This is a genomic window from Patescibacteria group bacterium (assembly GCA_022560785.1).
Taxonomy (GTDB): domain Bacteria; phylum Patescibacteriota; class Minisyncoccia; order Phycocordibacterales; family JADFSL01; genus JADFSL01.
The window spans coordinates 1-4,239 of record JADFSL010000036.1 but is presented as its reverse complement, the minus strand read 5'-3'; the positions used below and the strand labels follow the sequence as shown (position 1 = coordinate 4,239).

The following is a 4,239-nucleotide window of genomic DNA, read 5'->3' as shown; positions in this document are numbered from 1 at the left end:
AAAACAATAAATGCAATAAAGGACGATACGGGTGTGGAAGAAATTTCTATAGAAGACGACGGAACAATATTTATTACTGGAAAAGATGGTTCTGCAGAAAAAGCAGAGGCGAGAATCAAAGACATAACGCGAGTATTTAAAATTGGAGAGAAACTTGATGTGACAATTACAAAAGTTGCAGACTTTGGCGCCTTTGCAAAACTAAATGACGCTAACGAAGGTCTAATACATATTTCTGAAATTGCACCATTTAGAGTAGAGAAGATAACAGATATTCTTAAAGAAGGCGACAAGGTCCCCGTTGTAATAAAAGAAGTAGACGAAAAAGACAGAATAAATCTTTCTATAAAACAGCGTGATCCAGATTTTGCTAAAAATAAAGCCCCCAAACAAATAGAAAAATAGTACAATAGTATTATGGCCTTAGAAGACAACACCAATAAGAAGAGTGGGGACATTAAGGAACCAGAAACACCACAGGCAAGTATTCCTGAAAAGCAATCGGAGGAAGAATCTGGGATACAACAGAAGGAACAAATAGTTCCGACTCATCAAATCAAACGTGAACAACCTACTAAGGAGGAGGTGGTCAGTTCGGTGCAACCACCCAAACCCCCCATTACTCCACCGAATACAACAGTGACAGAAAGTGCAGCAGCACAAATTCCCAAAAAAGATGACCTCCTCATACAACCAGAGGATTTGAGCGTTGAGGGTCAAGCTCGAGCGGCTCGAGCAAAACTACCTCCAACACAGCAAGAAATTGCGTCACCTAGTGCAGTCACAGAGAAGAAAAAAGATCCAGTAAAGCTGGGTAATCAACTCATCAAGTCGCTCCGCACTTATAAAAGCGATATTGCAGAAGTATTGGCAAAAGGAAAAACTTCTCTTGTGGGTATTGTGACTTCTGAACACGAACGAAAACAGAAGGAAAATGCTGATCTTGGTAAATCATCACAAGCAAAAGACTCAAAAGAACACGAGAATGTACTGAAAAATAGTGCAAAGATTCTAGGAAGTATTGTTTTTATACTTTTGGGAGTTAGTGCTGCAACGTACATGTATATTACAACCAGAGAAGATGCGATTATATTGCCAACTGAGATATTCTCGCCGATCTTCTCAGAACACCAAAAAAGTATTGATATTACTAGCTTTTCAAAACAAAAGCTCAGTAACACACTCTTAGAGATAAAAAGAAGTACTTCAGCGTCACTTAACTCAATTACCAATTATCGAATACTGGCAAGTGATGGAGGAGTGGTTCTTCCAATATCTGCAAGTGATTTTTTGAAAATACTTGGGGTACGTGCACCTAATTCATTTTTACGTTCTCTGCGACCAGAATTTATGCTCGGCATTCATGTATTTGACGGCAATGAACCATTCTTTGTATTCAAAACACTACAATATGAAGAGTCTTTTGCCGGCATGCTTAAGTGGGAAGAAACCATAGAGCGTGATCTTTCACCATTGTTTTCTATGGGAGTATATCCGAGCGTATCGACTGACGGCACGACAACTCCTCCAACAAATGAAATTGAAATCGGTTTCCGTGATGTGGTTATCAGAAACAAAGACACGAGAATACTTATTGACGGAGAGGGAAATACTGTTCTTCTTTACTCGTTCCTAGACAGAGAGACCGTTATAATAATGTCAAACACGGATTCATTCAAGGAAATTCTGACGAGGATTTCTTCAACCAGAACACTCAGGTAGTATGGCTTTACTGTCCTGTGGTATGATACCGTCATGGAAATAGATACTAATCACTTCAAAGAAAAATTAGAAAAAGAACTGGCACTTCTCACCAAGGAGCTTGAGTCTGTGGGTCAAAAAAATCCAAGCAACCCAGCAGACTGGGAGGCAAAGCCAGCTGATATGGATATATCGGAAGCAGACCGTAACGAGACGGCCGACCGCATTGAAAGCTACGAGGAAAACAGTGCTATCTTAAAAGAGCTTGAGACGCGCTACAACAACGTCAAAGATGCACTCAAACGCATCGAGGAGGGGACCTACGGTGTGTGTGCAATAGGAAACGAACAAATAGAACTTGAACGGCTTGAGGCAAATCCGGCTGCAAAGACCTGCATAAAACATTTGAACGAAGGAGAGTGATATTTTAATATGAGTTTTGCCAAAGTCTACAGTGCACAAACTACACTCCTTAAAGCCCATATTGTGATAATAGAAGTGGATCTCTCTCGCGGACTCCACTCTTTTTCAATCGTAGGACTTCCTGACAAAGCGGTAGAAGAGTCGCGCGACAGAGTTTCGGCTGCAATTAAAAATTCTGGATTCACATCTCCAAAAAGCAAGAACCAAAAAGTTATCATATCTCTTGCGCCAGCAGATATAAAGAAAGAAGGGCCAGTATTTGATCTTGGTATGGCGCTCGCATACCTCTGCGCAACAGGGGACATAGTATTTGATCCAGAAGAAAAGCTTTTTTTAGGGGAACTTTCACTTGACGGAAAATTGAGAAAGATTAGTGGTGTACTACCCCTTGTGCTGGAAGCACAAAAACATGGTTTTAAAGAAGTATATTTACCGAAAGAAAACGCCAAGGAAGCGGCGCTTGTTTCAGGTATCGCTATTTTCGCAGTGGAAACCTTAAGTGAGCTTCTCTTTCACTTAAATACAAAGGCACAACATAAAAAAGAACTTGCTCGGCAAAGAAAAACAACCATAAAACAGAGCGTGCCGACCTATGCCATAGACTTCGGAGATATTAGAGGACAGGAGAGCGCTAAGAGGGGACTACAAATCGCTGCCGCGGGTGGACACAATATAGCGATGCATGGACCACCTGGTACCGGCAAAACAATGCTTGCCAAAGCATTTTGCCACATATTGCCTATGCTTTCTTTTGATGAAATGCTTGAGGTAACTTCTATTCATTCTATCGCTGGTATTCTCGATGATGTCATCATAACCAATCCACCATTTCGCTCTCCTCACCACACATCATCGTATGTATCTCTTATCGGCGGGGGAACATTTCCAAAACCGGGCGAAATGACGCTTGCACACCGTGGGGTTCTTTTTCTTGATGAGTTTCCCGAATTTGAACGGCGTGTAATAGAAGCACTCCGCCAACCACTTGAGGATAATGTTGTATCTATTTCACGAGCCAAAGGCTCGGCACAATTCCCAGCAAATGTTATGTTGGTAGCGGCCATGAATCCGTGCCCATGTGGTAATTATGGGAGCAATAAAGAATGTGTATGCCCACCAGGAGTGCTTTCAAGATACATGCGCAAACTCTCAGGTCCCATTATTGACCGCATAGATTTGTGGATTGAAGTCCCGAATATCTCTCACGAGAAGCTATCTCAGAGAAAAAGTGAGGTCGGAGAAACCCAAAAGATTAAAGACAGCGTCGCACGAGCACGGAATGTACAGAAAAGTAGATTTAGAGGAAGTAGTGCGAAAACAAATAGCGATATGAATGTAAAAGAACTTGAAAAACATGTGACGTTTACCGATAAAGTAAAAGAAGTGTTAAACAATGCCGCTAAAAAATTAGATCTTTCTCCTCGCTCGTACCATCGAACAATCAAGTTGGCTCGCACCATCGCCGATCTTGATGAAAACGCTAATGTTGAAGAAAAACACATCCTTGAAGCTCTTCAGTACCGACCAAAAAAGCTGGTTTATTAATATATTTTCCTCTTGACAGATATTCTATGCCTGTTATGATGGCTCTCGTTGTGTCTGTCAATCCTGACAGCTCAATAGTGACCTCATGTGAGGTCATTTGTTCTTCAACCAAACTACGAGGTAGTTATAAATGCAAAAAGGTAAACGTTCGTTCAAAGTTCCATTTACATACACCAATGGCGCTAAGGGGACTATCGATCCTCTGAGCATTCCTGACAAAGACTGGACTGTCCATCACGGTGTCGGCTTCGACGGCGTCACGAAGGTTAACAGCCCTCGTACTTACATCCTGCCGGGAACTGAGATGTCTCTTGTCGATTTCGGCAATGGAAAACCAATCCTGTCGATTCCCGATGCGGATCTCCAGGTCCTCAGCGCCGCTGTGATGGCGACCAAGGACGTGCCCCTGGACTGATTTCTGAACTAAACAGAAATAGGAGGCGGTTTCTATATAGATACCGCCTTTTTTATACAAAACAAAATCCCGCCATTCGGTGGGATATTTATTTCTAGAGCATGTCTAGTTTAATTGTCTATATGTGTTGCTGTCTAAAATGGATTTGCGTCGCC

The 4,239-nt window shown here is 41.9% G+C and carries 5 protein-coding genes; all 5 read left to right on the top strand.

Features of this window, described 5'->3' with window-relative positions:
- On the top strand, positions 1 to 405 hold a 405-nt coding region (locus IIB50_02940), incomplete at its 5' end, for a S1 RNA-binding domain-containing protein (protein ID MCH7530046.1).
- 12 nt (positions 406 to 417) lie between these two features.
- Complete coding sequence (locus IIB50_02935) at positions 418 to 1,722, top strand: hypothetical protein (GenBank protein MCH7530045.1); 1,305 nt, start codon at positions 418 to 420, stop codon at positions 1,720 to 1,722.
- A gap of 33 nt (positions 1,723 to 1,755) precedes the next feature.
- The gene (locus IIB50_02930; GenBank protein MCH7530044.1) at positions 1,756 to 2,124 is read left to right on the top strand and encodes a hypothetical protein; all 369 of its coding nucleotides are present in this window, start codon (positions 1,756 to 1,758) and stop codon (positions 2,122 to 2,124) included.
- 9 nt (positions 2,125 to 2,133) lie between these two features.
- The gene (locus IIB50_02925; protein MCH7530043.1) at positions 2,134 to 3,669 is read left to right on the top strand and encodes a YifB family Mg chelatase-like AAA ATPase; all 1,536 of its coding nucleotides are present in this window, start codon (positions 2,134 to 2,136) and stop codon (positions 3,667 to 3,669) included.
- Between the two features lie 130 nt (positions 3,670 to 3,799).
- Positions 3,800 to 4,084, top strand: a complete 285-nt coding sequence (locus IIB50_02920; GenBank protein MCH7530042.1) for a hypothetical protein — start codon at positions 3,800 to 3,802, stop codon at positions 4,082 to 4,084.
- Positions 4,085 to 4,239 lie beyond the last annotated feature (155 nt).

Coding starts and splice junctions, on each gene's coding strand:
- IIB50_02935 (MCH7530045.1), top strand. CDS start 418: ATGGCCTTAGAAGACAACACCAATAAGAAGAGTGGGGACATTAAGGAA.
- IIB50_02920 (MCH7530042.1), top strand. CDS start 3,800: ATGCAAAAAGGTAAACGTTCGTTCAAAGTTCCATTTACATACACCAAT.
- IIB50_02925 (MCH7530043.1), top strand. CDS start 2,134: ATGAGTTTTGCCAAAGTCTACAGTGCACAAACTACACTCCTTAAAGCC.
- IIB50_02930 (MCH7530044.1), top strand. CDS start 1,756: ATGGAAATAGATACTAATCACTTCAAAGAAAAATTAGAAAAAGAACTG.